The organism is Acidovorax sp. HDW3 (genome assembly GCF_011303755.1).
Classification (GTDB): domain Bacteria; phylum Pseudomonadota; class Gammaproteobacteria; order Burkholderiales; family Burkholderiaceae_C; genus Paenacidovorax.
Genome location: NZ_CP049885.1, coordinates 1,193,779 through 1,220,275 on the forward strand (window position 1 = coordinate 1,193,779; position 26,497 = coordinate 1,220,275).

The following is a 26,497-nucleotide window of genomic DNA, read 5'->3' on the forward strand; positions in this document are numbered from 1 at the left end:
CATGTGGGGTGGCTGTTCGGCAGCACCACTGTCTTTGAGCCTGGGCGTGCTGGCGGCGAGCCTGGCGCTGCAGCTGGTCATCGGTACGGCCCTGGCCTGGCTGCTGGCGCGCCGGAATTTTGCTGGGCGTGGCTTGCTGGATGCGCTGGTGACGCTGCCGCTGGTGTTCCCGCCCATCGTCCTTGGTTACGGCCTGTTGTTGTTGCTCGGCCGCCAGGGGGCGCTGGTGCGCTGGTTGCCGCCAGCGTGGCAACCGGAAATCATTTTTACCGCCACCGGGTTGGTGCTGGCGGCCTTTGTCGCCGGACTGCCGCTGATGGTCAAGTCGGTGCAGGCTGCCTTGGGCAGCGTGTCGCCGCGCCTGCATGAAGCGGCGGCCCTGCTGGGGCACGGGCGGTGGTCGGTGTTCTGGCGTATCGACGTGCCCCTGGCCCGGCGTGGGGTGGTGGCCGGGCTGATCTTGGCTGCTGGGCGCAGCCTGGGGGAGGTGGGACTGTCGCTCATGCTGGGCGGCAACATTGCCGGGCGCACGGAAACACTGTCGCTGGCCATTTACAACCATGTGCTCGATGGCAATGCGGGCTGCGCGAACACGTTGTCGCTGCTTCTGGGCGCCGTTGCCTGGGCCGCTTTTTGGGCCTTGCGCCGTTGGGGAATGCTGTGAATGATGTTTTCGATGTTTTTTTTGACCACGCCACGATCGACGCCTGGATTGCCGAGGATGCAGGCTACCTCGACCTGACGGCGCATCTGCTCGGGCTGGGGGCGCAGCCGGCGTGCATTGCGTTCACGCTGCGCGGCGCCGGCGTTGCAGCGTGCACCGAGGAGGCGGCGCGGGTGCTGCAGCACTGCGGTGCGCAGCTGCTGCGGCTGCGCCCCAGCGGCACGCCGGTGCCGGCGGGTAGCGAGCTGCTGGCGGCCAGCGGGCCGGCGGCGAGTGTGCTGCGGGCCTGGAAGGTGGTGCAGAACCTGCTGGAGACGGCCTGCGGCATCGCCAGCGCCACGGCAGCCATGGTGGCGGCCGTGCAGGCCACGGCGCCTGGGGTGGCGTTGCTGACGACGCGCAAGAGCGCCCCCGGCCTGCGCCGCATCGCCCTCAAGGCCACGCTGTGTGGCGGCGCGCATCCGCATCGCCTGGGGGTGGGGGAGACGGTGCTGGTGTTTGCCCAGCACCGGGCGTTGCTTGGCGATGCCCCCTCGGGCCATTGGCCGGCGTTGGTGCAGCGGCTGGCGCGCATGGCGCCAGCGTTGGCAGAGAAGCTCTGCGTGATCGAGGTGACCTCGCTCGAAGAAGCCTGGTTGGCCGCACAGGCCGGCGCCCAGGTGCTGCAGTTCGACAAGGTGGCACCACCGCAGTTGCGTGCCTGGGGGCCGCAGCTGCGGGCACGTTACCCGCAGCTGCGCCTGTTGGCGGCTGGCGGTATTCATCTGGGCAATGTGGCCGATTACGCCGCCAGCGGTGTGGATGCCTTGGTCAGCAGCAGCCCGCACCATGCGCCGCCGGCGGATGTGGCAGTGCAGGTGCTGCCGCTGCAGTAGACAAAAAAATATTTTTTTGCAGCGCTAGGGTTATTTGGCGAGCCCACAATCGCAGCCGCTTTCAGTGGGCCAACGTCGTGTGCAGGCATGGGGCTTGTGCCGGCAAAGGCCGCTTTTTCAAGGAACCATGCTATGAAAACCAGTGCACGCAACCAGTTTGCCGGCCAAGTCACGCGCGTTGTCGCCGGGGCGGTGAATGATGAGATCGAGATCAACGTCCCCGGTGTGGGCGCGCTCGTGGCCATCGTTACCCACGGCAGCGCCGTGAACCTCGGGCTGCAGGCCGGTGCGAGCGCCGTGGCCCTGGTCAAGGCGTCGTCGGTGATCGTCGTGGCGCAGGCGCAGGGCGCCAAGTTCTCGGCACGCAACCATCTGCAGGGTCAGGTGACGCGCGTGCAAAAAGGTGCTGTCAATACCGAGGTGGTGATTGGCCTGCCTGCCGGCGGCGCCGTGGCAGCGATCGTGACGAACGAGAGCGCCGTGGCGCTGGGCCTGGCGGTGGGTGTGCCGGCAGCGGCGCTGTTCAAGGCGTCGAGCGTGATCGTCGGCGTGAACGCGTAAGGCGCAGGCAGAAAACGGGGGAGGGGGAGTTGACGAGCCTTACCCCCGGCACTGTATCCACGGTTAGGGCTGCTTGGTTCCCCACCTGACCCGGTTGGCCGCTTCCCCATGCGAGGAGGCCCGTCAGCCGCTGATTGTAGGTCAAAAGGGCCGGGCTTTGATCCGGCCCTTGCTATTTCAGAGGGTGCTATCGACGCTGTTGCGGATGGCGGTTTGGGTGATGGCGTCCAGGGCGCCATCGACGACTTTGTGCGGCGACAGAATGTGCAGGGCGCCTTGCTCGCGCAGGCGGTTGAGCAGGCGCAGCGTCATGGATTGGGTGCGACCGCTGGCGCTGGTGAACAGAAACAGGGTGTCATGCGGGCCGATCCAGGACAGCTGCATACGCTCCCACTGGCCTTGCACCAGCAGGTTGATCCAGGTGCCCAGGGCCAGGGTGGGTTCGGGCGCAAGAAGTGGCGCGGGGCTGCTCGGCAGGGGCAGGGGGGCGCTGTCTTCGATGAGCGCGGCATCCATGAAGCCGGAGTCTTTGGCCTCTGCTGGGGCCACCCACAGGTCGTCGTTGAGCTCCAGGGCTGGCCGGGGTTTGGGCGGTGGCGCTGCGGGCGTGGGTGCAGGGGGCAATATGACCTGTGTGGCTGGCGCGGTGGGTTCTGCGTTGCTGGGGCGAAAGGCTTCTTGGTGCAGCTGCATCAGGCAGTCGAAAAAAGCCCGGGTTTCGTTGGCTGGATAGTCGATGCAAGCGAGTCCTTCGCGCAGCTTGGCCAGGAGCTTGGGCACCAGGCGGGCGAGTTGGCTGGCGTTGGCGCGGGTGAGCTCGGGTTGGGCGCTCCAGAGCAGGGCATCGACGGTTTCGCGGTAACGGCCGGGGTCGCTGCTGCTGCTGGCGGTGCTGTCGTGGTTTTCTAGGCGTGCTTGTGCAATGACCTGTACCCAGGGGCCGAGTAAAAAGCTGGCAATTTCACCGGGCACTTTGTCGATTTGCGGCAGCAACCAGATTTCGCGCGAAATATCGACGGCCAGCAGGTGGCGCTGCTCGGCGTGCTCCAGGGCGGCGATGGCGCGCGTGCGCTCGCGGGTGCCGGTTTCTTCCTGGCGGGCCCAGATGGCTTGCAGTTGCGCCAGTACCTGGGCAAAAGGGGCCTGGCTGTCGATGGTGGCACTCACCAGGGGGCCTGCGGTGTCGAGCAGCGTTTGCATGAAGGCGTCAAACCCCGGTGATTGGGGGTGGGCAAAGGCCAGGCTGCGCTCGGTGATGTCTTGCAGCAGGCGGCGTGCCGGATGGTCTTTTTGGCTGAAAAAGCGCGGGTCGATGATGGCCAGTTGCAGCAGCGCAGGTTCGAGCGTGCGTACAAACTGCTGTACGGGGGGCAGCAGCCGGTCGTCGTGGGCGATGTTTTCGAGCATGAGCGCCACGACTTCCATGCTCAGGGCCTGGCCCAGGCCGCCGGGCTGCTGGCGCAGCGCGGCGTAGTCGGTGCTGCGGTTGGGGCCTTGTGCGCGTTGCTGCGCGAGGCGGGTCACCATGTGATCGACCTGCTTCATCTCTTGCAGGGCTTCAAAGGCGGCGGGCACGGTGATGGCGAAGTCGGTGCTCGGAGGCTCCAGCGAGGGCAGGGCGCCGGGGGCTTCAAATTCGCGCGCAAAGCGGGCGGCAAAGTCGTCACCGGCGGTGGGGGCGGTGGGAGTGGTGTTGTGGGGCGCTGGTGTGAGCTCGCCCAGCAGCAGGCTGCGCAGGCGTTCGAGCGTGAGCAGCGAGGCTTCTGTCTGCGGCGTGGCTTCGGTGGGGGCGGCATCAAAGCCGGGGCTGCTGCTACCGCTGCTGCTGGGAGTGATGTAGGCGTAGTCGCCGCCAGCTTGGCGCATGGCAAAGCCCACGGGTTGTACGCCGCTTTGGCGCAGCTGGCCGATCAGCTGTAGATACAGCTGGCGCAGCTGCACGCCCAGCGCCGGGGCCATGTGCCCTATCCATTCGTGCCGCACGGCGGGCGTGGCCTGCATGGGCGTTAGCACTTTTTGTAGTGCCTGTAAAAACACTTCGGGGCGCAGCGGGTTGTGGGCGGTATCGACGGTATGGAGCCCCAGGGCGGCGCAGACCAGCCCATCGAGATCGGCCAGTGGCCCTTCGACGCTGGCGGCCAGGATTTGCTGCGCCCGGGCCCGTTCCACGCTTTCGCTCACCTGTGTCTCATCCATGAGTTCGAGGTCGTCGAAATGAATGCTCGATAGCGTGCGTGCGGCGGGGCGGGGTCCGCTCGATGGGCCGCGCCCGTGGTGCGCGCTCAGGCTGCTGCGCAGCGCCTCGGGGTAGCGCTCGGTCATGATGCGGCCCAGGCGCACGAGCTGCTGGCGTGCCTCGTGCAGGGCCTGGTGCTCGCCGGCGGTGCGCGCCTGATCTTCGCGGTTGCGTAAGGACAGGCGGGCGGCTTCGATGACTTGCTCGATCAGATCACCGGCCCCTGCCAGCACCTGGGTCAGGAGCTGGGGCAAAGGGGAGGAGGCAGGGGCAGGCGGGGCAGAAAAAACGTCCATGGGGCGATGTCAGGCAATACCGGCGGCAATCGGTGGATGCGACCGTGGGCCGGGCAGGGCGGTTGTCCTGGTGCTCAATTCACGTGGAATTTGACGACCAGCGGCACGATCAGCAGCGCGACAATGTTAATGATTTTGATTAAGGGGTTGATCGCCGGCCCCGCCGTGTCTTTGTAGGGGTCGCCCACGGTGTCGCCCGTGACGGCGGCCTTGTGCGCCTCTGAGCCCTTGCCGCCGTGGTGGCCGTCCTCGATGTATTTCTTGGCGTTGTCCCAGGCGCCGCCGCCGGTGCACATGCTGATCGCCACGAACAGCCCGGTGACGATGGTACCCATGAGCAGCCCGCCCAGCGCCTTGGGGCCCAGCAGCAAACCGACGATGAGGGGCGCGGCCACGGGCAGCAGGCTGGGGACGATCATTTCCTTGATGGCGGCGGAGGTCAGCATATCGACCGCGCGGCCATATTCGGGCTTGGCCGTGCCTTCCATGATGCCTTTGATCTCGCGGAACTGGCGCCGCACCTCGACCACCACGCTGCCGGCGGCGCGGCCCACGGCCTCCATCGCCATGGCGCCGAACAGGTAGGGAATCATGCCGCCGAGGAACAGGCCGACGATGACCAGAGGGTCGGACAGATCAAACGCCACCTGCAGGCCGTAGCTGCCGAGCTTGTGCGTGTAATCGGCAAACAGCACCAGCGCGGCCAGGCCGGCAGAGCCGATGGCGTAGCCTTTGGTGACAGCTTTGGTGGTGTTGCCCACGGCGTCCAGTGGGTCGGTGATGTCGCGTACGCTGCTGGGCAGCTCGGCCATTTCGGCAATGCCGCCGGCGTTGTCGGTAATCGGCCCGTAGGCGTCGAGCGCGACGACGATGCCCGCCATGCTGAGCATGGACATGGCGGCGATGGCAATGCCGTACAGCCCTGCCAGGCTGTAGGCGGCAACGATGGCGGCGCACACAAAAACCACCGGCCAGGCGGTCGAGCGCATGGACACCCCCAGGCCGGCAATGATGTTGGTGCCGTGCCCGGTGGTCGAGGCCTGGGCGATGTGCTGCACTGGCGAATACTGCGTGCCGGTGTAGAACTCGGTGATCCACACCAGCGCCGCCGTCAGCAGCAGGCCGGTGGCGCAGGCGCCAAAGAGTTGCAGCTGTGCACCAGCGCCGCCCAGGGCGTTGTCGGGAATGATCCAGACCGTGACAAACCAAAAGGCGATGAGCGACAGCACACCGGCAATGGCCAGGCCTTTGTAGAGGGCTGGCATGACGTTTTTCATGCCCGGCGATGCCTTGACGAAAAAGCAGCCAATGATGGAGGCGACGATGGACACGGCCCCCAGCGCCAGCGGGTAGGCTACCGCTGCAGCAGGCGCTGCGCCCACCAGCAGCGCGCCCAGCACCATGGTGGCAATCAAGGTGACGGCGTAGGTTTCAAACAAGTCGGCGGCCATGCCGGCGCAGTCGCCCACGTTGTCGCCCACGTTGTCGGCAATCACGGCGGGGTTGCGCGGGTCGTCCTCGGGGATGCCGGCTTCGACCTTGCCCACCAGGTCGGCGCCCACGTCGGCGCCCTTGGTGAAAATGCCGCCGCCCAGGCGCGCGAAGATGGAGATGAGCGAGGAGCCAAAGGCAAAGCCGATCAGCGGGTGCAGCGCAGCCGAGAGGCTGGCCCCGGGCGCTGCATTGGCCAGCAGCAGCCAGGCAAAGCCGGCCACGCCCAAAAGGCCCAGGCCGACGACCAACATGCCGGTAATGGCACCGCCGCGAAACGCCACTGTCAGCGCCGGCCCCATGCCCTGGGTGGCGGCCTGCGCGGTGCGCACGTTGGCGCGTACCGAGACGTTCATGCCGATGAAGCCGCAGGCGCCCGAGAGCAGGGCGCCAACGACGAAGCCGGCGGCAGTGAGGGGATCCAAAAACGCCCCAATGCACAGCGCCAGCACCGCGCCCACCAGGGCAATCGTCTTGTATTGACGTGCCAGGTAGGCGCTGGCGCCGGCCTCGATGGCGGCGGCGATCTCCTGCATTCGGGCGTTGCCCGCGTCTTTGGACAAAATCCAGCTACGGGCCCATAGGCCATAGAGCACGGCCAGCAGGCCGCAGGCCAGGGCCCATACCAGGGGGGAAGTCAGTGCCGATGCTTGCGCCATACGCTGTCTCTCCATGCCAGGGGATAGGGTGGCAAGCACGATGGACAAAACAAAAAAGATGCTGCTTGCCGCTGCGTGGCGGCGGCCCCACAGGCGTTGTGCGAGCGCAACCACCGGGCCATTTAACGCCGATTGCGCCGCTGCAAGCAAGCAGCAAGGGGCCAGGGCCTAAAATCCGTGGTTGTTTCGCAGCAGGGGCAAACCCGGTGGCGATGCATTTTCTTTTTCTACCCCAACCCCATCATGTCGCTCAATAACGTCAAGCCTGGCAAGAACCTTCCTGAAACCTTCAACGTGGTGATCGAGATCCCCGCTGAATCCGATCCGATCAAGTACGAGGTGGACAAGGAGTCGGGCGCGGTGTTCGTGGATCGTTTCTTGACCACGGCCATGTACTACCCCTGCAACTACGGCTACGTGCCCCAGACCCTGTCGGGCGACGGTGACCCGGTCGATGTGCTGGTCATCACCCCTTACCCGCTGCTGCCGGGCGTGGTTGTGCCTTGCCGCGCGCTGGGCATCTTGAAGATGGAAGACGAAGCCGGCGTGGACGGCAAGGTGCTGGCCGTGCCCACCACCAAGATTTTGAAGATGTACGAAGGCTGGAAGAGCGTGGAAGACGTCAACCCCATGCGCCTCAAAGCCATCAGCCACTTCTTTGAGCACTACAAGGACCTGGAAGAAGGCAAGTGGGTCAAGGTGCTGGGCTGGGAGGGGGTGGAGGCAGCGCACAAAGAAGTGCTCGACGGCGTTGAAAGCTACCAAAAGTCCCTGGCTTAAGGGTCAAAACAGCTTGTAGCGCTTGTCCATCAAGCGCTAGTAGCTATAAAAATAGGAGCGTTTACCTGGGTTGCAGGTAACGCTCCTTTTTTATTAGCACAAACGCCAGTATTCACAGCCGCCTGGGGTTGAGCGCAAAATCAGCCACAATGCGGCCCGCAAACTGCAACAATTTGTGTTGCAACTGTTTTCCGTTTTTGCTTGAGAAAGACCTGACTATGGCCACCACCGCTTCTTCCTCCCCACGCGCCGCTGCTGCGGCTGAATTTCTGACCTTCCGCCTGGGCCAGGAGGAGTACGGCATCGACATCCTGCGGGTGCAGGAGATCCGCTCCTATGAGCAGCCCACGCGCATGGCCCACGCGCCCGATTTCATCAAAGGCGTGATCGACCTGCGCGGCGTCATCGTGCCCATCGTTGATCTGCGCCTCAAGCTCGGCTGCGCCAGCGCGGAGTACACCGATTTCACCGTGGTCATCATCCTCAACGTCGGCGGCACGGTGCTTGGCGCCGTGGTCGATGCCGTGGCCGACGTCGTGCCCTTGATGAACGAGGCCATCAAGCCGGCGCCGCAGTTCCAGGGTGCGGTCGATGCCGCGTTTGTCCGAGGTATTGCCACCGTGGGCGAGCGTATGCTGATCGTGATGGACATTGAATCGTTGCTCAGCAGCGCCGAAATGGGCCTGGTGCAGGCCGTCGCTGCCGCGTAATACGCAGCCGGCGCGCGCGTTCAAGACCCGCCTGACTGCGGGCTTGGTGGTTTGTTTTCTGGCCAGCCCTGCAGGGGCGTGAGGGGTGCAAAATGGGCTTTTCCAATCTGCGCATCGGCGTCAAACTGGGGCTGGCTTTTGCCGCCATGGTGCTGCTCAGCCTGCTGTTGGGCCTGTTGTCGCTGAGCAAACTCAGCGACGTCAACGACGACACGCGTGAGATCGCCAGCAACTGGCTACCCAGTGTGCAGGTGCTGGGGCAGATGCGCGCTACCGTCAACCGCTTGCGTGCCAATGAGATTGGCATGGTGCTCTCGGATGCTGCTGAAACCAAGATACGTCTGGCGGACGATGTCAAAGCCGTCAATCAGATTCTGGCCGAGCAGGAAAAAAGCTACGCAGCCATGGTGTCGCCCGCCGAGGCCCAGGGCTACGAGGAATTCAAGCAAATGCGCCAAGCTTATATGGCGCAGCAGGCGCAGCTGATGGAGCTGGCCAAGGCCGGTGACGGCCGCCAGGTGGACGCTACCAAAATGCTGTACGGCGATTCGCAAAAAGCCTTCGCCACCATGGCTGAGCAGATTGGCAAGCTCTCCAAAATCAACAGCGATGGCGCCAGCACGGCGTTCCAGACGTCGCAAAGTGCCTACGCTACGGCGCGCACCATCGTCATCGGTGTGCTGCTGCTCTCGGTGCTGGCGGCGGTGGTGCTGGGCTGGTGGATTGCGCGCCTCATTACCGTGCCTGTGGCCGAGGCTGTGCAGGCAACGCGGGAGATGGCGCAAGGCAACTTGGCTGCGCACCTGAGCGTGCGCTCCAGCGACGAAATCGGCCAGCTGCTGCAGGCGCTGCTGGAGATGCGCGACAAGCTCGCTGGTGTGGTCGCAGGCGTGCGCCGCAGCGCCGAGGGCGTGGCAACGGCCAGTGCAGAAATTGCCTCGGGCAATCATGACCTGTCGGCGCGCACCGAAAGCCAGGCGAGTGCGCTGGAGCAAACGGCCGCCTCGATGGAGGAGCTGGGCTCGACGGTGCGCCAGAACGCCGACAACGCCCGCCAGGCCAACCAGCTGGCGCTCAACGCCTCGACGGTGGCGGCGCAGGGCGGCGAGGTGGTGTTGCAGGTGGTCGATACCATGCGCGGCATCAACGAGGCCAGCCGCAAGATCAGCGACATCATCGGCGTCATCGACGGCATTGCCTTCCAGACCAACATCCTGGCGCTCAACGCCGCCGTCGAAGCGGCGCGCGCGGGCGAGCAGGGGCGCGGCTTTGCCGTCGTCGCTGGCGAGGTGCGCAGCCTGGCGCAGCGCAGCGCCGACGCCGCCAAGGAGATCAAGGGCCTGATCGGCACCAGCGTCGAGCGTGTGGACAAGGGCTCGCAGCTGGTGGACATGGCCGGCGCGACCATGGAGGAGGTGGTGGGCGCCATCCGCCGCGTCACCGACATCATGGGCGAGATCAGCGCCGCCAGCAGCGAGCAGGCCAACGGCGTAGCCCAGGTGGGCGAGGCCGTGACGCAGATGGACCAGGCGACGCAGCAAAACGCCGCCCTGGTGGAAGAAAGCGCCGCCGCTGCCGCCAGCCTGAACCAGCAAGCGCAGGAGCTGGTGAGCGCGGTGGCCGTGTTCCAGCTCTCGGCGCAGCAGTCCGGCCCCGGTTTTGCCACGGCAGCGCGCACACCAGCGCCGCACGCGCCGGCCCCGGTTGCAGCCCCAGCCCCGGCTTTGCGCAAGCCTGCTGCGCCACCCAAGAAGGCACTGGGCGCCCAGCCTGCGGCCAAGCCGGTGGCTGCGCCTGCAGCGGCCAAACCCTTGGCCGCACCCAAGGCCAGCGCACCCAAACCCAGTGCTGATGATGGGGATTGGGAAACTTTCTAACCCAATCTACAGATTAAAAAGGCTTGCAGCGCTTGCCAGATAAGCGTGAGCAGCTATCAAAAAAATAGTAAAAAGAAACAAAAACGGCGCCGGGCCAGCAAGCCCTGCGCCGTTTTTTGGTGCTTGCGCGCCGGATTAGAAGCGGTGGCGAATGCCCACCAGCACGCTGGTGCCGGAATTGGTATCGGTGCGCTTGTCGTACATGCCGACGGCGTACAGGTCGGTGCGCTTGGAGAGGAAATGGTCGTAGCCCACGCTGGTGGTGGTGCGCGTCATGTCACCCAAGGCGGCGCCCGAGAGCTGGGTGCGTGCCAGGGCCAGCTTGACGCTGCCGGCCTTGCCCAGCACCGGCACGTCGGCACCGAGCGAGAAGGTCTTGCTGTTGTAATCGGTAGCGCTCACCTTGGACTGGCCGTAGGTCAGAAAAGCCTTGGCGACGTTGAAGTCATACGCGCCGCCGAGCATCCAGGCGGTTTTCAGGTCTTGCACCTTGGGCGTGGGAAAGCTCATGTCCATCTTGCTGCGCTCGTAAAAGCCGGTCAGCGCCAGCGGGCCGGCAAAGTACAGCACATTCAGGCCCAGGTTGCCCTTGTTGTTTTGACCTGCTTGTTCGCCAAATTGGTAGTGGATGTTGGCCTTGAGACCGTTGAAATCGGGCGTGGTGTAGGTGATCTGGTTGCTCCAGCCGGTGTCTGCCGGGGTGGTCAGCGCGCCAAAAGGCCAGCCTGCCGAAGGCACGTTGGCGTGCAGCACCAGCGGCGAGACGGTGAACGAATCGCCAAACGGGTTGAACAAAATGGTGGGCAGGAAGTTGGGCGCCATGCCCCGGCCCAGGGTGAGGGCGCCAAAACCGCCCGACAGGCCCACGTTGGCATCGCGCGAGAAGAAGTTGTCGCCGGGGAAGCGGCCGGGCTCGCCCGTGTCGGTGCGCAAGAAGGAGGTGAGTTGGAAGTTGGCCTTCAAGCCGCCGCCCAGGTCCTCGCTGCCCTTGAAGCCCAGCCACGAGGTGGTCATGCCGCCCGAGCCGACGACGTTGGTGCGCTCGGCATCGCCAGCCATGCGCATGGAACCGGCATACATGTCGATCAAACCAGTGACTTGAACCGAGCTTTGGGCGTAGGCGCCGCTGGCGCAGGCCAGGGCGGCGCCCAGGGCGATGAGAGACTTTTTCATGACAATCCTTTGAAAAAAAGTGGGGCAATACGGGGTGCAGCGGTTTAGGGTTAACTCTGTTGTTTTCCTGCCAGTGCAGCTGTGGGCCGCGTTTGTACCACTGCGCCAGGGTTCGCGCGTGCCCGGTGTGGCAAAAAAGAGCCACTGCAGCCCGGTGGGCTCAGGGTTAGCGCCGCCGGCGCTGGCGGTGGCTGTGCCTAAAATCAACGCAACCCATGAAGGAACCTGCCGTGCCAGAAAGCAACGCCGCTGCCGCTCCCGGCCAGCGCATCATCAAAAAATACCCCAACCGGCGCCTGTACGACACCGACACCTCCAGCTACATCACCCTGGCGCAGGTCAAGCAACTGGTGATGGCGCACACCCCCCTGGTGGTGCGCGACGCCAAGACGGGCGAAGACCTCACGCGCTCGATCCTGCTGCAAATCATTCTGGAAGAGGAGGCCGGCGGCGCCCCCATGTTCAGCGAGGCCGTGCTGGCCAACATCATCCGTTTCTACGGCCACGCCATGCAGGGCATGATGGGCAACTATTTGGAAAAGAACATCCAGCTTGCCACCGACATGCAGGCGCGCATGGCCGAGCAGGCGCAGGGCATGACGCCCGAGATGTGGGCCCAGTTCATGGCGGCACCCGGCCTCATGGGTGGCTATGGCGAGCAGTCGCGCCAGATGTTCTCGCAGATGCAGGAACAGATGCAAAAACAGGCCGAGCAGATGTGGGGCGCCTTCGGTATCAAGCGCTGATATTGAGCCCCGTCCTAAACCCCTACGCCGCCAAACTGGGAAAATGCGGGGATGAGCGAAGCACTCTCCCCCACCAAAACTCCCAAAATCGGTTTCGTCAGCCTGGGTTGCCCCAAGAACCTGACCGACTCCGAACTCATCCTGACCCAGCTCTCGGCCGAGGGCTACCAGACGTCCAAGACCTTTGCCGGGGCCGATCTGGTCATCGTCAACACTTGCGGCTTCATTGACGACGCCGTCAAGGAAAGCCTGGACACCATCGGCGAGGCCCTGGCCGAGAACGGCAAGGTCATCGTCACCGGCTGCCTGGGCGCCAAGACGGGCAGCAGCGGCGACGGCACGCTGATCCAGGAAGTGCACCCCAGCGTGCTCGCCGTCACCGGCCCGCACGCCGCGCAGGAGGTGATGGACGCCGTGCACGCCAACCTGCCCAAGCCGCACGACCCCTTCCTCGACCTGGTGCCCGGCAGCTTTGGCGCCGCCGGCATCAAGCTCACGCCGCGCCACTACGCCTACCTCAAGATCAGCGAGGGCTGCAACCACCGCTGCACCTTCTGCATCATCCCCTCGATGCGTGGCGACCTGGTCTCGCGCCCGGTGGGCGACGTGCTCTCGGAAGCGCGGGCGCTGTTTGCGGGCGGCGTCAAGGAGCTGCTCGTCGTCAGCCAAGACACCTCGGCCTACGGCGTCGATGTCAAGTACCGCATGGGCTTCTGGGACGGCAAACCGGTCAAGACGCGGCTGTTCGACCTGGTGCAGAAACTGGGCGAAATCGCGCGCGAATACGGCGCCTGGGTGCGCCTGCACTACGTCTATCCGTACCCGAGCGTGGACGACATCATCCCGCTGATGCAAGAGGGCCTGGTGCTGCCCTACCTGGACGTGCCGCTGCAGCACAGCCACCCCGACGTCTTGAAGCGCATGAAGCGCCCGGCCAGCGGCGAGAAAAACATCGAGCGCATCGCCCGCTGGCGCGAGCTGTGCCCGGAGATCGTCATCCGCTCCACCTTCATCGCCGGCTTTCCCGGTGAGACGGAGGAAGAATTCGAGCACCTGCTCGACTTCGTGCGCGCCGCGCAGATCGACCGCGCCGGCTGCTTTGCCTACAGCGACGTCAAGGGCGCCGCCGCCAACGACCTGCCCGGCATGTTGCCGCAGGCGCTGCGCGAGGAGCGCCGCGCGCGCTTCATGGCCGTGGCCGAGGAGGTATCGGCCGCACGCCTGCAGCAGCGCGTGGGCCAGACCCTGCAGGTGCTGGTCGATCAGGCGCACAGCCTGGGCAAGAAGGGCGGCGTGGGCCGCAGCTGGGCCGATGCGCCCGAGATCGACGGCCTGGTGCACCTGCTGCCGCCGCAAAAGGCGAGCAAAACCTACAAGGTGGGCGACTTCGTCAAGGCCCGTGTCGTCCAGGCCCAGGGGCATGACCTCGTGGCGCAGCCGATTTAATTATTTAATTTACTATCAAATTGATAGCTGCTCACGCTTGCTGGATAAGCGCGAGTGGCCCATTTGATTCCAAACCCTGAGCGCGCCCGGGCCCCGGGCGGGCACGGCTAGAATTCCTGCCCTATGTCTTACCTCGTCCTGGCGCGCAAGTACCGCCCGCGCAATTTCTCTGAAATGGTGGGCCAAGAGCATGTGGTGCAGGCGCTGACCAATGCGCTCACGCAGCAGCGGTTGCACCATGCCTACCTGTTCACCGGTACGCGCGGTGTCGGCAAGACGACGGTCTCGCGCATTCTGGCCAAATCGCTCAACTGCCAGGGCGCGGACGGCCAGGGCGGCATCACCGCCCAGCCCTGCGGCGTGTGCCCGGCCTGCACGGCCATCGACAGCGGGCGCTTTCCCGACTACACCGAGCTCGACGCCGCCTCCAACCGGGGCGTCGATGAGGTGCAGGGCCTCTTGGAGCAGGCGGTGTACAAGCCGGTGCAGGGGCGCTTCAAGGTCTTCATGATCGACGAAGTGCACATGCTCACCAACCAGGCCTTCAACGCCATGCTCAAGACGCTGGAGGAGCCGCCCGAGTACCTCAAGTTCGTGCTCGCCACCACCGACCCGCAAAAAGTGCCGGTCACCGTGCTCTCGCGCTGCCTGCAGTTCAACCTGCGGCCCATGGCGCCCGAGACGGTGCTCGAACACCTCACGCACGTGCTGGCGCAAGAGAGCGTGCCCGCCGAGCCCCAGGCGCTGCGCCTGCTGGCGCGCGCGGCGCGCGGCTCCATGCGCGATGCGCTCTCGCTCACCGACCAGGCGATTGCCTTTGGCTGCGGCCAGCTGCAGGAGGCGGGCGTGCGCCAGATGCTGGGCGCGGTCGATCGCAGCTACATCTTTCGCCTGATCGAGGCCCTGGCGCTGGGCGACGGCGCCAGCGTGGTCGATACCGCCGAGGCCCTGCGCACGCACGGCCTCTCGGCTGCCGCCACGCTCGAAGACATGTGCGCTGTGCTGCAGCGCATGGCCGTGCTGCAGGCCGTGCCGCAGCGCGCCAGTGCCAGCGATGCCGACCCCGAGGCGCAGGAAACCGCGCGCCTGGCGCAGCTGCTGCCTGCCGACGAAACCCAGCTGCTGTACAGCATCTGCCTGCATGGTCGGGGCGAGCTTGGCCTGGCGCCCGACGAATACGCCGCCCTCACCATGGCGCTGCTGCGCCCGCTGGCCTTCAAGCCCGCCGGCTTCGTGCCCGGTACGCTGGAAAAAAAAACTCTAGCGCCTGCGCCGGTTCAGCCGGCGAGCCCGGTGGCGCCGCCCCCACCCCGGGCGCCTGAATCCCTGCCAGAACCCCGGCCAGAACCCGCGCCTGCGCCGGTTTCTGCGCCGCCGCCGCCGGCCCCCACCATCGCGCTGCCCGTGCGCTCGCTCGAAGAAGTGGCGCAGCCGCTGCCCGTGGAACCACCGCAGGCGCAGGAGGTGCCACCGGCCCCGCCAGCCGCAGCGCCAGCCGTTGTCGCCCTGCCGGTGCACGAGGCACCGGCGCCCAGCGAGCGCCTGCAGCCCCTGCCCGCAGCCGCCAAGGCCCTGGCCGCCGATTCGTTCGAGCCCAGTGCCGAAGGGGCTTTTTGGCACGCCACGGTGCAGCAGCTCATCGCCAGCGAGGCGATTACGGCCCTGGTCAGCCAGCTGGCGCTGCAGTCGCAGCTGGTGCAGCGTGCGGGCGACGCCTGGACGCTGCGCGTCGAGGCCCAGTCGCTGAACCAAGCCGTGGCGCGCGAGCGCCTGCGCGCGGCGCTGCAGGCGGCCGGCCATGCGAGCGTGCTCGACATCGAGGTCGGCCCCGTCACCGACACCCCGGCGCGGCGCAACGCCGCCGCTGCCAGCGCCCGCCAGCGCGCCGCCCAGGCGGTGGTCGAGCAAGACCCCCTGGTGCAGGCGCTGGTGCGCGATTACGACGCCAAAATCCTCCCAGGCAGCGTCAAGCCGCTCTGATCGTCATTCATCTCACCCGAAAAAAGGAAAACACCATGTTCAACAAAGGACAACTCGCCGGCCTCATGAAGCAAGCCCAGGCGATGCAGGACAACCTGAAAAAGGCCCAGGAAGAGCTCGGCAACATCGAGGTCGAGGGCGAGTCCGGCGCCGGCCTGGTCAAGGTCGTCATGACCTGCAAGCACGACGTCAAGCGCATCACCATCGACCCCAGCCTGCTGGCCGAGGACAAGGACATGCTCGAAGACCTGGTGGCCGCCGCTTTCAACGCCGCCGTGCGCCGCGCCGAGGAAACCTCGCAGGAGAAAATGGGCAAGCTCACCGCCGGTATGCCCGGCCTGCCCGGCGGCATGAAGTTCCCGTTCTAAGCCATGGTGCACAGCGGCGCGCTCGATGCGCTGGTGCAGGCCCTGCGCCTGCTGCCGGGGGTGGGTGTCAAGTCGGCGCAGCGCATGGCCTTTCACCTGCTGCAGCGCGACCGCGACGGCGCTCTGCAGCTGGCCCAGGCGCTGCAGCAGGCGGTGCACGGCGTCGGGCATTGCGAGCGCTGCCACACATTCACCGAAGGCGCGCTCTGCGCCACCTGCCTGGACAGCGAGCGTGACGCCACGCGCCTGTGCGTGCTCGAAACCCCGGCCGACCAGGCGGCCATGGAGCGCACCGGCGCTTTCAACGGCCTGTATTTCGTCCTCATGGGGCGGCTCTCGCCGCTCGATGGCGTCGGCCCCAAGGACATCGGCCTGGCGCAGCTGCTCGCGCGCGCCAGCGATGGGGCGGTGCAGGAGGTCATCCTCGCCACCAGCTTCACCGCCGAGGGCGAGGCCACAGCCTACGCCATCAGCGAAGCCCTCAAGAGCCGGGGCCTGCAGGTCACGCGCCTGGCGCGCGGCGTGCCGGTGGGCAGCGAGCTGGAATACGTCGATTTGGGCACCATCGCCCATGCACTCGTGGCCAGGCGCTGATTTGCTATAAAAATAATAGCTGCTTGCGCTTGCTGGGTAAGCCCTAGAGGCTATTTTCTTTTAATTAACGCCGCTGGATCTTGGACGGCTTGCCGCCGCGCCGCTGCGGTGCGGTACTGCTTTTGTCTTTTTTGCTTGGGCCGCTGCTGGCGCGCAGCGGCAGGTGCAGAACCACCTGCTGGCCGGCCTTGAAGCTGGCGCTGGGCTTGACGTCGTTCCAGTCGGCGATGTTGGCGGCGCTGACCCGGTAGCGCTGCGCCAGGCTGGCGACGCTGTCGCGTTTGCCGGCGCGTACGAGGGTGCGGCGGGTGGTGATTTCGGGGGTGAGGGTGATCTGGCCGTTGTCTGCCAGGCGCTCGGTAACGTCGTGTTGTACTGCACTGCTGCGCGGCACGATCAGCGCCGAGCCGGCCTTGATCATCATGCGCGGTGGAATGTCGTTGAGGCTGCGCAGCGTGCCTTCGTTCATGCCGAGCTGCTTGGCGGCAGAGGCGACGCTCAAGGTGCTGGGGGCGGTCCAGACCGTCCAGCTGGCGTACTGCCCTTCGTCGTAGGCCTGCAGGTTGCGCCGAAAAACCTGGGCGTTGTCCCAGGGCAGCAGGATTTGCGGCGTGCCGGCGGCGAAGATCACCGGCTTGGTGTAGCCGGGGTTGAGGGCGCGAAAGTCTTTGGCATCGACGCTGGCGAGTTTGACCACCAGATCGACGTCGATGTCGCGCTCGATCTCCACGCTCTGGAAGTAGGGGTGGTTGGCAATGTCGGGCAGCTCGGCATGGAAGCCGTCGGGGTCGGCGACGATGTTCTTCACCGCCTGCAGCTTGGGCACGTACAGGCGCGTCTCGGTGGGCATTTTCAGCTCGGTGTAGCTCGTGCCCAGGCCCTGCTTCTGGTTGCGCGCGATGGCGCGGCTGACGCTGCCTTCGCCCCAGTTGTAGGCCGCCAGCGCCAGGTGCCAGTCGCCGAACATGGCGTAGAGCTTTTGCAGGTAGTCCAGCGCGGCGCGCGTGGATGCCAGCACGTCGCGCCGGTCGTCACGAAAGGCGTTTTGCTTGAGGTCGAAGTAGTTGCCCGTGGCGGGCATGAACTGCCACATGCCGGCGGCGCGGGCGCTCGATACCGCCTGCGGGTTGAAGGCGCTTTCGATGTAGGGCAGCAGCGCCAGTTCGGTCGGCATTCCCCGGCGTTCGAGCTCTTCGACGATGTGAAACAGGTACTTGGACGAGCGCTGCGTCATGCGCAGGATGTAGTCCGGGCGCGTGGCGTACCACTGCTCGCGCTCTTGCACCAGGTCGTCTTGCAGGTCGGGCATGGCAAAGCCCCGGCGGATGCGCTCCCACAAATCGGCCGGCGGTGTGAGCGAGGCGACACCGCTGCGCTGCGCCTGGCCGGGCGTGATGGGCTTGAGCGGCCCGCCGGGAATGAAGGCGTTGCTGGCCGAGGTCTGGGTGTCGCTGGCGCTGTCCGGGTTTTCGCCTTGGCTTTGGGTGGTGGCACAGCCGGTGAGCCACAGCAGGCTGGCGAGCAGCCAAAAGTGCAGAATTTTCATTGGAAATCGTCTTTCCAGGCGCGCAGTGCGGCCAGTATGGCGGCGCCGTCGTCGGTGTTCAGGTGCGGCACGCGCGCGCGGGCAGCGGCTTGCACTGCTGGCACTTGCGTGCGCAAAAAAGGGTTGATGGCGCATTCCTGCGCCATGGTCGAGGGCAGGGTGGGGCGGCCCTGCGCGCGCAGCGCCTGGCAATGCGCCTGGTACTGCTGCAGGGCCGGGTTGTGCGGCTCTACGGCCAGGGCAAAGCGCAGGTTGGAGAGGGTGTACTCGTGTGCGCAACAGACGCGGGTGCGGCCCGGCAGCGCGGCCAGGCGCGTGAGCGCGGTGTGCATCTGCGCCGCCGTGCCCTCGAACAGGCGCCCACAGCCGCCGGAGAACAGCGTGTCGCCGCAAAACAGCAGCGGCGCGCCATCGACGTCGGGGCAAAAATACGCGATGTGACCGGCGGTGTGGCCAGGCACATCGAGTACTTGCCAGTGCAGCCCCAGCGTCTGGCAGGGCTGGCCGGCCATCAGGGGGGTGTAGGGGCCGGGAATGGCCTCCTGCGCCGGGCCAAAAACTGGGGCGCCGGTGGCGGCACGCAGCTGCGCCACGCCACCGACATGGTCGCCGTGGTGGTGCGTGACTAGAATTGCCTGCAGCTGCAGGCCGTGCTGCTGCAGCGCCTGCAGCACCGGTGCAGCCGCCCCCGGATCGACGACCAGGGCGCGTTGCGCGTCGTGCAGCATCCAGATGTAGTTGTCGGTAAAGGCAGGCAGCGGCAGCAAATTCATGAGCGACGAAATTATAGGTTTGCACCATTGGTTCGAGTCCGCCCCCGGGCGCTACCTGCTCGATTGGGAGCAGGCGCGCCTGGACGCGGCCGTGGCCGATGTGTTTGGCTACCAGGCACTGCAAATCGGCTTGCCGTGGCTCGACGGCCTGCGCTGCAACCGGATGCCGCAGCGCTGGCTGGCGCTCGATGCTGCTTATCTTGGCCTGGACGTGGCCGCGCCCGCGCTCTGGGCGCAGGCGCAGGCGCTGCCATTTGCCGACAACAGCCTGGATTTGGTGTTGTTGCCGCACAGCCTGGAGCACAGCCAGGATCCGCACGCTGCGCTGCGCGAAGTGGCGCGTGTGCTGGTGCCCGAGGGGCGGGTGGTGGTCTGCGGCATCAATCCAGCCAGCCTGTGGGGCTTGCGCCAGCTGCGCGCGCGCTGGGGGCAGCGCTGGGGGGCGCGCCTGTATTTGCCTGACGAGGGCCAGTTCATCGCCCCCTGGCGCCTGCGTGATTGGTTGCGTCTGCTTGACTTTGAAGTCGAGAGCACGCAGTTTGGTTGCTGGCGGCCTGCGGTGCGCTCGGGCGGTTGGCTGCAGCAGTGGCGCTGGCTGGATGCGGCGGGTGCGCGCTGGTGGCCGATACTCGGGGCCGCGTATTTCATGGTTGCCGTCAAGCGCGTGCACGGTATGCGCCTGCTCGAACCCGCCTGGCGCCAGCGCCGGCGGCGCCTGGCGGCGACCGCTGCCCTGGCGCGCCGGGGCAAGGCGCCGCTGGCGGGCCAGCGTTTTCATCACAAGGATTGAGTTTGAACGAAGTTGAGATCTATACCGACGGGGCCTGCAAAGGCAATCCGGGGCCCGGTGGCTGGGGCGTGCTGCTGCGCGCCGGCAGCGTTGAAAAAGAGCTGTGGGGCGGGGCCCTGGACACGACCAACAACCGCATGGAGATGCAGGCCGTGATCGAGGCCCTCTCGGCCTTGAAGCGCCCCTGCGCCGTTACGCTGTACCTGGACAGCCAATACGTGCGCAAGGGCATCACCGAATGGATCCATGGCTGGAAAGCCAAGGGCTGGCGCACGGCGAGCAAGGAGCCGGTGAAGAACGTCGAGCTTTGGCAGCAGCTCGATCACCTCGTCAGCCAGGCGGGGCACCGCATTGAGTGGCGCTGGGTCAAGGGCCATGCGGGCAACCCGGGCAATGAGCGCGCCGACCAGCTTGCCAACCGGGGCGTGGAGCAGGCGCTGGGGCGCTGACGCAGTGCTACGCCCGTAGCGCCTGCTGCAATACCGCCAGGTCTTGCGGGCGCACTACGCGGGCCACCTCCTGGCCGGCGCGCAGCACGATCAGCGTCGGCCAGAGCTTGACGCCAAAGCTGCGCCCCAGGCGCTGTCCCTTGCCGTCTTCGACCTTGATGTGCTCGATCTGCGGGTGCGAAGCCAGGGCGGCTGCGATCAGCGGTTGTGCGCCTTGGCAGTGGCCGCACCAGGGGGCACCGAATTCGAGCAAGCTGGTGCCGGGCAGGGCGTCGATGGCCTCGCGCGTCGGGGCCTGGGGCAGGTGCTGGGCTTGGTAAGGCATGGCAAATCTACGTCCGTGGATGCAGGGGGCGGTTCATGTGCAGGGCATCGTACGCCTGCCCGGCGACGATGAGTGCACGCGGCTGCAATCCCCAGGCGACGAAGCCCAGGCTTTCGTACAGGCGCACCACGTGGGTGTTGCTGGCGGTCACGGTCAGGGTCAGCTGTTCCAGGCCCGGCACCCGCACCGCCACCATCAGCATGTGCTGCAGCAAGCTGCGGCCCAGCCCTTGGCGCTGGGCGCTGGGGGTTACGCACATGCCGACCAGTTGCGCGCTGTGGCGTTGTTGGGCTGGCAGGGCGCGTTCGCAGCCCAGGCAACCCACCAGGGTGTGGCGGGCATCGAAGGCGCCCAGAAAAAACGTGCCTGATAACGGCGAGCCAAAGCGTGGCGCGTAGGCCTGGGCTGGCTGCAAGCGGGCGCTGGCGTAGTTGGCGGCAAAGGCTTCAGGGGCGCAGCGCAGGGCTTCGTCGCGCAGGCGTTTGTAGGCTGGTGCGTCGGCTGCGCCCAGGGGGCGAATACGTGCCGTCGTGCTCATGGTGATGGCTGCTGCAGCGCCTGCAGCTCGGCCAGGGTATTGGCGTTGGCAAAGGCGTGTGGTGCGTCGCCGGGCTGGTTAAAGGGGGCCAGGGCGCAGCCAGCTTGCGCCGCCCAGGCGCCAATCTGGCGTCCACCCGCATCGGTATAGCGCTGCAGGCTGGGCAGCAGACTGCGTTGCAACAGGCAAAACACCGGCTGGCGGCGCAATGGGCTGGGCGCCGTGGTTTGTCCTGGGCTGTGTTCAGGGGCGCAGGCCATGGCCAAGGGGACTTGCGCGCTCTGGGCGGCAGCGAGCAGGCGCTGTGCCAGGTCGAGGGGAAAAAGCGGGCTGTCGCAGGGCACGGTCAGCAGCCAGGGCGTGTGGCAGTGCGCCAGCCCGGTGAGAAAGCCCGCCAGGGGGCCGGCGTAGCCCTCCAGGGAGTCGGTCAGCACGGGGGCGGCGTAGGGCGCGGCCAGGGCCTGGTACTGCTCCAGGTGGCGGTTGGCGCTGATGAGCAGCGGCCCGACCTGCGGCGCCAGGCGCACCAGCGCGTGCTGCGCCAGCGGCTGGCCGTGCAGCAGCTGCAGGCCCTTGTCCACCCCCCCCATGCGGCTGCCCTGGCCGCCAGCGAGCAGCAGGCCGGTGATGTCGTGCGGCTTCATCCGCCGATGTAGCTCATCTCGATGCGCCGTGCCTGGCCGTCGCTGGTGTCGGCCGGCAGGCTGGCGCGCAGCTCCGAGTAGCGGTCGCTGCGGCCTTGCCAGATGTGGGCGATGGCGGTGCTCAGCTGCGCGTCGCTGGCGGTGCTGCGCAGCAGGCTGCGCAGATCCCAGCCCTGGCTGGCGAACAGGCACAGGTAGAGCCGGCCTTCCATCGACAGGCGGGCGCGGTTGCAGGCGCCGCAAAAGGCTTCGGTCACGCTGCTGATGACGCCGATTTCGCCCAGCGCCGGGTCGTGTCGGCCCTGGGCGTCGGCCCAGCCCCAGCGCTTGGCGGTTTCTCCGGGTGCCTGGGCGGCCAACGGCACCAGTGGCAGCGCGGCCTGCAGGCGGGCGATGACTTCGGTCGATGGCACGACCTGATCCATGCGCCAGCCGTTGGTGGCGCCGACGTCCATGTATTCGATGAAACGCAGCGTGATGCCGCTGCCACGAAAATGCTGCGCCATGCGCACGATCTCGTGGTCGTTGGTGCCGCGCTTGACCACCATATTGACCTTGATGCGCTGCAGTCCGGCGGCTTGGGCGGCGTCGATGCCGGCGAGCACCTCGGCGACCGGAAAATCGACATCGTTCATGCGCCGAAAAATGGCGTCGTCCAGGCTGTCGAGGCTGATGGTGACGCGGTCGAGCCCCGCTGCCTTGAGCACGGATGCCTTGCGCGCCAGTAGCGAACCATTGGTGGTGAGGGTGAGCTCGGGTTTGCGCCCTTCGGTGGTGTGCAGCTGTGCCAGCTGTGCTACCAATTTTTCCAGACCTTTGCGCAGCAGCGGCTCGCCGCCGGTGAGGCGAATTTTTTGCACCCCGTGCTGCAGAAACAGTTGCGCCAAGCGGGTGATTTCTTCAAAACTGAGCAGTGCGCTGTGCGGTAGGTAGCGGTACTGGGTATCGAACACCTCCTTGGGCATACAGTAGCTGCAGCGAAAGTTGCAGCGGTCTGTGACGCTGATGCGCAGATCGCGCAGGGGGCGTTGCCAGTGGTCGGTGAGTTCACCCGACGCTGGCTCCAGGGCCCCCAGGGGCAAGGGGGGCACCAGCGCCAGGGCGCGCTGGTCCACAAGAGGAATGACACGTTCAGCCATGGCTGAAATTGTGCCCCATGGCTTGGGTAGGGGGATGGGTGCTTTGCGTGCGTTTGATGTTGGTCAAGGCTTGGCGTGGATTGGGCGTTGGTTGACATATTGTGGTCGCCATAATTTGTACTGTCCGCGCCCTTGCGCGCCTACTCTTTTGATCGCCATGGCATCTTCTGCTTTGCTCCCTCTGTCTTCTTCGTCTGCCAGCCGCCGCCAGGCACTGCGTGCTGCTGCGGCCCTGGGCTTGATGGCGGTGTTGCCGCTGTCGGCGCAGGCGCGGCTGGCGCTGTCTTCGGCTATCAACCGCACGGCGCGCAACCGGGCGTTGTCGCAGCGCATTGCCAAGGCCTACGCCCAGCTGTTGCTGGGCGTTTTCCCGGATCGCGCCCGGGAGATCATCAATACTGCACGCCAGTTGGTGCGTGCCGGCTTTGATGAAATGGCGCAGCAGGAATGGCCGGCAGACGTGGCCAAGCTGCTCGCCGAGCTGCGCACGCAGTCCGATCGGCTCGATGCCCTGATCGTTCAGGCGCCCACCAAGGACAGCGTGGTGCAGGTGGCGGTGCAGGCCGATCGGATGCTCGACGCCGCCAATGCCGCCACCTTGGCGCTGGAGAAGCTGTCCCAGGCGGGCACGGCCAAGTTGGTCAACCTCGCTGGGCGCGAGCGCATGTTGTCGCAGCGCCTGGCCAAGAACTACAACCTGCAGGCGGTGCACCCGGACAGCAAAGCGGTGCGCGACATCCTGGCGTCCGATGCGCTCGAATTCAAGCGGGGGCTCGATGAACTCGGAAAAACGCCAATTTCCACCCCGGCGATTCGTACCCAGCTGGAGCTGGCCCAGGGGCAGTGGGTGTTTTTTGATGCCGCCTTGCAGCGTCAGGCTGACGCACGCGGCCTGGAGGCGGTGGCCACCACCAGCGAGCGTTTGCTCGAAGTCACCAATCGTCTGACGGATCTGTACGAGCTGGCACTCAAAGAAGTCTTGGGGTAATTGGTAACAGATTGGCAATTCCTGTGTGCGCATAGGTTTTTGGGATTTGTGTCATTGAAATGACAGGATAATTAGGGTTTACACCATTGCGTGTTTTCTCTTATTGTTGTTATGAAATCGATGGATTCCCTGTTTTCCTTTGGCTCAGTACAGGCTGGCCGCCGTCAGGCATTGCGCGCAGGTGCAGCCTTGACCCTGTTGGCGGCCCTGCCCCTGGCGGCGCAGGCACGCTTGGCGATCGCCACCGCCATCAACCGCACGGCACGCAATCGTGCGCTGTCGCAGCGCATTGCCAAGGCCTATGCCCAGCTGCAGCTGGGGGTACTGCCTGACCGCGCGCGTGATGTGCTCACCACGGCCCGTCAGCTGGTGCGCAATGGTTTCAAGGAAATGGGGCAGCACGAATGGCCCGCTGATATTGGCAAGCTGTTGGCGCAGTTGCACACCGAGGCCGACAAGCTCGACAGCCTGGTGACCCAGGCGCCGACCAAGGACGGGGTGCTGCAGGTTTCGGCCCAGGCCGACCGGATGCTCGATGCCGCCAACACCGCCACCCTGGCGCTGGAAAAACTGGCCCAGGCCGGCACAGCCAAGCTGGTGAACGAGGCGGGCCACCAGCGCTGGCTGTCGCAGCGTCTGGCCAAGAACTACAACCTGCGGGCCATCAGCCCCGAGGACAAGGCGCTGCGCGAACAGCTGCAGGCCGATGCGCAGGCGTTTCGCCATGGCATGGACATGCTGGCCAAGGCGCCGATTTCCACCCCGGCGATTCGTACCCAGCTGGAGCTGGCGCAGGGCCAGTGGATGTTCTTTGATGCCGCCTTGCAGCGCCCGTCTGATACACGCGGCCTCGAAGCCGTGGCCACGACCAGCGAGCGCTTGATCGAAGTCACCAACCAGCTCACCGATTTGTACGAAGTGGCTCTTAAGGAAGTGCTCGGTTGAGCCCTTTCGTTTGAAACGGTTGTCTACAAACTGTTGCAAGGAGGCGTGGGCAGGAGTTGATCGGCGTCAGAGTGGGGTTGGTAAGTGGTTTCCACAATCGCGCCCATGTCCGATACCTCCAGCTCCTTGCCTTTTTCTGCATCTTGCGCCTTGCGCTGGCCGCGCCGTCGTGCAGCGCTGCGCCTTTTGGTGGCCACCGTAGGGGCTGCGGCCTTGCCCCTGTCGGCCCAGGTGCGCCCGGCCTTGCTCACGGCCATCAACCGCACGGCCAGCCTGCGCGCCTTGGCACAGCGCCAGGCCAAGTTGTACGCACAGCATTTTTTGAGTGTGCAGTCGCCCAAAGCGCAAGAGCTGCAGGCTTACACGCGCCAGCAAATTCAAGCCGTGTTTGCGGATGTGTTGCCCCATCCCTGGCCGGCTGAGGTGGTGCAGGCGCTGGAGCAGGCACGCAGCCAATGCACGCAGCTCGATGCCTTGCTGGTGCGCGTGCCCACCAAGGAGTTGGTGGCGCAGGTATCGGCGCAGGCAGACAAGGCTTTGGAGGCGGCCCAGCAGGCTACGCTGGCGCTGGAGAAGCAGGCGCCGGCACCTACGGCGCGTCTGGTCAGTCTGGCAGGGCGCTTGCGTTGGTTGTCGCAGCGTCTGGCCAAAAACTACTATCTGTTGGCCACGGGCATGGATGCCAAGCTGCTGCGCGAGCAGATGGCGCAAGATGCGGTCGAGTTTCGGCAAACGCTCGAAAGCCTGCAAAAAGCCCCGGTGGCGACGCCGGCGATTCGTTCGCAGTTGGAGCTGGCGCAGGGGCAATGGGTGTTTTTTGACGCTGCCCTGCAGCGCCCGGTTGATGGCCGGGGGCTCGACGCCATGAGCACTGCCAGCGAGCGGATGCTGGAGGTGATGCAGCAGCTCGCTGGCGCTTATGAGGCAGCTCTCAAGGAAATTTTGGGCTAAAAGGCCCGCAGCCCTTGCTGAATCAGCGTGAGCTGCTATTGTTTTTGTGTTCCCTGCACCATCTTCATGGCCGAGGCAATCAGGGCGGAGACTTCCCCCATGTTGCTGGGCACGATGAGGGTGGTCTGGGCATCCTTGGCGACGCGGCCATAGGCGTCCACGGCTTTTTCTGCCACCTTGAGCTGCACTGCCTGGGCGCCGCCGGGGCGTTCAATGGCGCCAGCGACGCGCTCGATGGCGCGGGCGCTGGCTTCGGCCACGGCCAGGATGGCGGCCGCCTCGCCCTGCGCGCGGTTGATGGCGGCTTGTTTTTCCCCTTCGGATTTGGCAATGAAGGACTGGCGCTCGCCTTCGGCAAGGTTGATCTGCTCTTGTCGGCGGCCTTCGGAGGCGGCAATCAGCGCGCGCTTTTCACGCTCGGCGGTGATTTGCGCCTGCATGGCGCGCAGGATGTCGGCTGGCGGCGTCAAATCCTTGATTTCGTAGCGCAGCACCTTCACGCCCCAGTTGAGCGCCGCCTCGTCGATGGCGGTCACTACTTGGGCGTTGATCATGTCGCGCTCCTCGAAGGTGCGGTCGAGTTCGAGCTTGCCGATGACGCTGCGCAGCGAAGTTTGTGCCAGTTGGGTGATGGCCATGATGTAGTTGGAGGAGCCGTAGCTGGCGCGCATCGGGTCGGTGACCTGGAAGTACAGGATGCCATCGACCTGCAGCTGGGTGTTGTCCTTGGTGATGCAGACCTGGCTGGGCACGTCCAGTGGCACTTCTTTGAGGCTGTGGCGGTAGGCGATCTGATCGACGAAGGGAATGAGGTAATTCAAACCTGGCCCCAGCGTACCAGCGTACTTACCCAGGCGTTCTTTGACCCAGGCGTGCTGCTGCGGCACGATTTTGATCGAGCGCACGATGAACAGGGCGGCGATAACGAACAGGACGATGGCGACTTCCATGGC

Annotated in this window: 26 protein-coding genes and 1 other RNA gene; 16 read left to right on the top strand and 11 right to left on the bottom strand. The window is 65.7% G+C overall.

Annotated elements, in window-relative coordinates:
- Position 1: 1 nt before the first annotated feature.
- The 3 genes from modB (at position 2) to G7045_RS05345 (ending at position 2,100) form a co-directional block, all read left to right on the top strand.
- Complete coding sequence (gene modB / locus G7045_RS05335) at positions 2 to 664, top strand: molybdate ABC transporter permease subunit (RefSeq protein ID WP_166158339.1); 663 nt, start codon at positions 2 to 4, stop codon at positions 662 to 664.
- Positions 661 to 1,539 (top strand): ModD protein, encoded by an 879-nt coding sequence (gene modD / locus G7045_RS05340; RefSeq protein WP_166158343.1) that lies wholly within the window; start codon positions 661 to 663, stop codon positions 1,537 to 1,539. The genes modB and modD overlap by 4 nt, the downstream gene beginning before the upstream one ends.
- A 132-nt stretch (positions 1,540 to 1,671) precedes the next feature.
- Positions 1,672 to 2,100 carry a molybdopterin-binding protein gene (locus tag G7045_RS05345; RefSeq protein WP_205737209.1) on the top strand — a complete coding sequence of 143 codons (429 nt, stop codon included), beginning with the start codon at positions 1,672 to 1,674 and terminating at the stop codon, positions 2,098 to 2,100.
- A 28-nt stretch (positions 2,101 to 2,128) separates the two neighbouring features.
- Here the strand turns inward: G7045_RS05345 and ffs are convergent.
- The 3 genes from ffs to G7045_RS05360 all read right to left on the bottom strand — a co-directional run bounded on the left by ffs (position 2,129) and on the right by G7045_RS05360 (position 6,782).
- An RNA gene (ffs, locus tag G7045_RS05350) (signal recognition particle sRNA small type) lies at positions 2,129 to 2,225 on the bottom strand.
- Between the two features lie 52 nt (positions 2,226 to 2,277).
- Positions 2,278 to 4,632 (bottom strand): DUF1631 family protein, encoded by a 2,355-nt coding sequence (locus G7045_RS05355; RefSeq protein ID WP_166158349.1) that lies wholly within the window; start codon positions 4,630 to 4,632, stop codon positions 2,278 to 2,280.
- A gap of 74 nt (positions 4,633 to 4,706) precedes the next feature.
- Positions 4,707 to 6,782 (bottom strand): sodium-translocating pyrophosphatase, encoded by a 2,076-nt coding sequence (locus G7045_RS05360; protein WP_166158352.1) that lies wholly within the window; start codon positions 6,780 to 6,782, stop codon positions 4,707 to 4,709.
- Positions 6,783 to 7,025: 243 nt separating this feature from the next.
- Here G7045_RS05360 and ppa point away from each other — a divergent pair, with 243 nt between their 5' ends.
- From ppa to G7045_RS05375, 3 genes are all read left to right on the top strand, one after another.
- Positions 7,026 to 7,562: an inorganic diphosphatase gene (ppa, locus tag G7045_RS05365; protein WP_166158355.1), complete on the top strand. Its 537-nt coding sequence runs from the start codon at positions 7,026 to 7,028 to the stop codon at positions 7,560 to 7,562.
- A 218-nt stretch (positions 7,563 to 7,780) separates the two neighbouring features.
- Positions 7,781 to 8,272 carry a chemotaxis protein CheW gene (locus tag G7045_RS05370; RefSeq protein ID WP_166158358.1) on the top strand — a complete coding sequence of 164 codons (492 nt, stop codon included), beginning with the start codon at positions 7,781 to 7,783 and terminating at the stop codon, positions 8,270 to 8,272.
- A 92-nt stretch (positions 8,273 to 8,364) separates the two neighbouring features.
- Entirely contained in the window at positions 8,365 to 10,149 is a 1,785-nt protein-coding gene (locus tag G7045_RS05375) for a methyl-accepting chemotaxis protein (protein ID WP_166158361.1), read from the top strand.
- A gap of 135 nt (positions 10,150 to 10,284) precedes the next feature.
- On the opposite strand, the gene G7045_RS05380 is transcribed toward G7045_RS05375, so the two are convergent.
- The gene (locus G7045_RS05380; RefSeq protein ID WP_166158364.1) at positions 10,285 to 11,322 is read right to left on the bottom strand and encodes a porin; all 1,038 of its coding nucleotides are present in this window, start codon (positions 11,320 to 11,322) and stop codon (positions 10,285 to 10,287) included.
- A gap of 215 nt (positions 11,323 to 11,537) precedes the next feature.
- Here G7045_RS05380 and phaR point away from each other — a divergent pair, with 215 nt between their 5' ends.
- The 5 genes from phaR to recR all read left to right on the top strand — a co-directional run bounded on the left by phaR (position 11,538) and on the right by recR (position 16,456).
- A complete protein-coding gene (phaR, locus tag G7045_RS05385; RefSeq protein ID WP_166158367.1) occupies positions 11,538 to 12,068 on the top strand; it encodes a polyhydroxyalkanoate synthesis repressor PhaR in 531 nt (176 codons plus the stop codon).
- A 51-nt stretch (positions 12,069 to 12,119) separates the two neighbouring features.
- Positions 12,120 to 13,514 carry a 30S ribosomal protein S12 methylthiotransferase RimO gene (gene rimO / locus G7045_RS05390; RefSeq protein WP_166158370.1) on the top strand — a complete coding sequence of 465 codons (1,395 nt, stop codon included), beginning with the start codon at positions 12,120 to 12,122 and terminating at the stop codon, positions 13,512 to 13,514.
- A gap of 123 nt (positions 13,515 to 13,637) precedes the next feature.
- Entirely contained in the window at positions 13,638 to 15,494 is a 1,857-nt protein-coding gene (gene dnaX / locus G7045_RS05395) for a DNA polymerase III subunit gamma/tau (protein WP_166158373.1), read from the top strand.
- Positions 15,495 to 15,529: 35 nt separating this feature from the next.
- Entirely contained in the window at positions 15,530 to 15,862 is a 333-nt protein-coding gene (locus tag G7045_RS05400) for a YbaB/EbfC family nucleoid-associated protein (protein ID WP_166158376.1), read from the top strand.
- A 3-nt stretch (positions 15,863 to 15,865) separates the two neighbouring features.
- Positions 15,866 to 16,456: a recombination mediator RecR gene (gene recR, locus G7045_RS05405; protein ID WP_166158379.1), complete on the top strand. Its 591-nt coding sequence runs from the start codon at positions 15,866 to 15,868 to the stop codon at positions 16,454 to 16,456.
- 64 nt (positions 16,457 to 16,520) lie between these two features.
- On the opposite strand, the gene G7045_RS05410 is transcribed toward recR, so the two are convergent.
- Together G7045_RS05410 and gloB are read right to left on the bottom strand one after the other, a co-directional pair.
- Complete coding sequence (locus G7045_RS05410; RefSeq protein WP_166158382.1) at positions 16,521 to 18,002, bottom strand: transglycosylase SLT domain-containing protein; 1,482 nt, start codon at positions 18,000 to 18,002, stop codon at positions 16,521 to 16,523.
- Positions 17,999 to 18,775 (bottom strand): hydroxyacylglutathione hydrolase, encoded by a 777-nt coding sequence (gene gloB, locus G7045_RS05415; protein WP_166158385.1) that lies wholly within the window; start codon positions 18,773 to 18,775, stop codon positions 17,999 to 18,001. The genes G7045_RS05410 and gloB overlap by 4 nt, the downstream gene beginning before the upstream one ends.
- Here gloB and G7045_RS05420 point away from each other — a divergent pair.
- Complete coding sequence (locus tag G7045_RS05420; protein ID WP_166158388.1) at positions 18,774 to 19,565, top strand: class I SAM-dependent methyltransferase; 792 nt, start codon at positions 18,774 to 18,776, stop codon at positions 19,563 to 19,565. The two genes, gloB and G7045_RS05420, sit on opposite strands and share 2 nt — an antisense overlap.
- A gap of 2 nt (positions 19,566 to 19,567) precedes the next feature.
- Complete coding sequence (gene rnhA, locus G7045_RS05425; RefSeq protein ID WP_166158391.1) at positions 19,568 to 20,014, top strand: ribonuclease HI; 447 nt, start codon at positions 19,568 to 19,570, stop codon at positions 20,012 to 20,014.
- A gap of 7 nt (positions 20,015 to 20,021) precedes the next feature.
- Here rnhA and G7045_RS05430 read toward each other — a convergent pair whose 3' ends face one another.
- The 4 genes from G7045_RS05430 to moaA are packed head-to-tail and all read right to left on the bottom strand — an operon-like array spanning position 20,022 to position 22,660.
- Positions 20,022 to 20,339, bottom strand: a complete 318-nt coding sequence (locus tag G7045_RS05430) for a thioredoxin family protein (RefSeq protein WP_166158394.1) — start codon at positions 20,337 to 20,339, stop codon at positions 20,022 to 20,024.
- Between the two features lie 7 nt (positions 20,340 to 20,346).
- Positions 20,347 to 20,877: a GNAT family N-acetyltransferase gene (locus tag G7045_RS05435; protein ID WP_166158397.1), complete on the bottom strand. Its 531-nt coding sequence runs from the start codon at positions 20,875 to 20,877 to the stop codon at positions 20,347 to 20,349.
- Positions 20,874 to 21,521, bottom strand: coding sequence for a molybdenum cofactor guanylyltransferase MobA (mobA, locus tag G7045_RS05440; protein ID WP_166158400.1), 648 nt, complete (start codon positions 21,519 to 21,521; stop codon positions 20,874 to 20,876). Before mobA ends, G7045_RS05435 begins: the two co-directional genes overlap by 4 nt.
- Positions 21,518 to 22,660, bottom strand: a complete 1,143-nt coding sequence (gene moaA / locus G7045_RS05445) for a GTP 3',8-cyclase MoaA (RefSeq protein ID WP_166158403.1) — start codon at positions 22,658 to 22,660, stop codon at positions 21,518 to 21,520. The genes mobA and moaA overlap by 4 nt, the downstream gene beginning before the upstream one ends.
- 157 nt (positions 22,661 to 22,817) lie before the next feature.
- Between moaA and G7045_RS05450 the strand changes: the two genes are divergently transcribed.
- The 3 genes from G7045_RS05450 to G7045_RS05460 all read left to right on the top strand — a co-directional run bounded on the left by G7045_RS05450 (position 22,818) and on the right by G7045_RS05460 (position 25,544).
- The gene (locus G7045_RS05450) at positions 22,818 to 23,648 is read left to right on the top strand and encodes a type IV pili methyl-accepting chemotaxis transducer N-terminal domain-containing protein (protein WP_166158406.1); all 831 of its coding nucleotides are present in this window, start codon (positions 22,818 to 22,820) and stop codon (positions 23,646 to 23,648) included.
- A 189-nt stretch (positions 23,649 to 23,837) separates the two neighbouring features.
- Positions 23,838 to 24,593, top strand: a complete 756-nt coding sequence (locus G7045_RS05455) for a type IV pili methyl-accepting chemotaxis transducer N-terminal domain-containing protein (RefSeq protein ID WP_240919284.1) — start codon at positions 23,838 to 23,840, stop codon at positions 24,591 to 24,593.
- A 105-nt stretch (positions 24,594 to 24,698) separates the two neighbouring features.
- On the top strand, positions 24,699 to 25,544 hold the full coding sequence (locus G7045_RS05460; protein WP_166158409.1) for a type IV pili methyl-accepting chemotaxis transducer N-terminal domain-containing protein: 846 nt from the start codon (positions 24,699 to 24,701) through the stop codon (positions 25,542 to 25,544).
- Positions 25,545 to 25,579: 35 nt separating this feature from the next.
- Here G7045_RS05460 and G7045_RS05465 read toward each other — a convergent pair whose 3' ends face one another.
- The gene (locus tag G7045_RS05465; RefSeq protein WP_166158412.1) at positions 25,580 to 26,494 is read right to left on the bottom strand and encodes an SPFH domain-containing protein; all 915 of its coding nucleotides are present in this window, start codon (positions 26,492 to 26,494) and stop codon (positions 25,580 to 25,582) included.
- Positions 26,495 to 26,497 lie beyond the last annotated feature (3 nt).